The organism is Vibrio sp. 10N.222.49.C9, from assembly GCF_041474985.1.
Classification (GTDB): domain Bacteria; phylum Pseudomonadota; class Gammaproteobacteria; order Enterobacterales; family Vibrionaceae; genus Vibrio; species Vibrio crassostreae_C.
In genome coordinates this window covers 1-629 of sequence record NZ_JBFRVD010001602.1, presented here as the reverse complement: position 1 = coordinate 629, position 629 = coordinate 1, and the positions used below count along the sequence as shown (strand labels likewise).

At 47.9% G+C, this 629-nt stretch carries 1 protein-coding gene; it reads right to left on the bottom strand.

From position 1 onward, the window contains the following. Nucleotides 1-629: hypothetical protein (locus AB4585_RS29450; protein WP_372172380.1), on the bottom strand; the 629-nt coding region annotated here is incomplete at both ends.

Sequence of the window (629 nt, the reverse complement as noted above, 5' to 3'; positions counted from 1 at the left end):
CACTGTACGAACCTTTAGAAACCTCCGAGTTCGACATAACACTGGCACCAAGCGCGACAAAAACATCAATTACAGAATTTCTTAACTCATTGATCGCTACAATATTTGTCGTCCAATCCTGCTTGAGCGAGGGACTGCTATGAACCTCACGCGCATACCCTGCGCTCTGACCATTTACGCTCAAATCACTAGGGCGCACTTGCGCATACCTGAAATGCTCAAGCTCAGAAACCGACCCCCCAGCATTCACAATTCCCGCAGAAACCAACCCCCGAGAATAAGTCACTCCCTCATAGCGCCATCCATCAGGAAGACCGGAGAGCATCGTAATTGCCTCCACCGAAGGAACGACACCATGACTCAGTACAACACCCTCAGATATGACATTCTTATACCCTTCATACTTGTCAACGTAGACAATCTTTTCTTGGCGAATTATCTGCTGCTCTACCTTTGTGACTTCCTGCCAAATGTACCCAAAACACGCTAAGACAACCCCCACACCGGCAGCTGACAGAATTCGCTTCTGCTGGACTTTCACTTCATGCATAAAACCAGACAATGCATAAGCGTTCTTATCTATCTCTCTTGGAGACGACAGTAAGCGCACCTTCACATCACCCGTATCC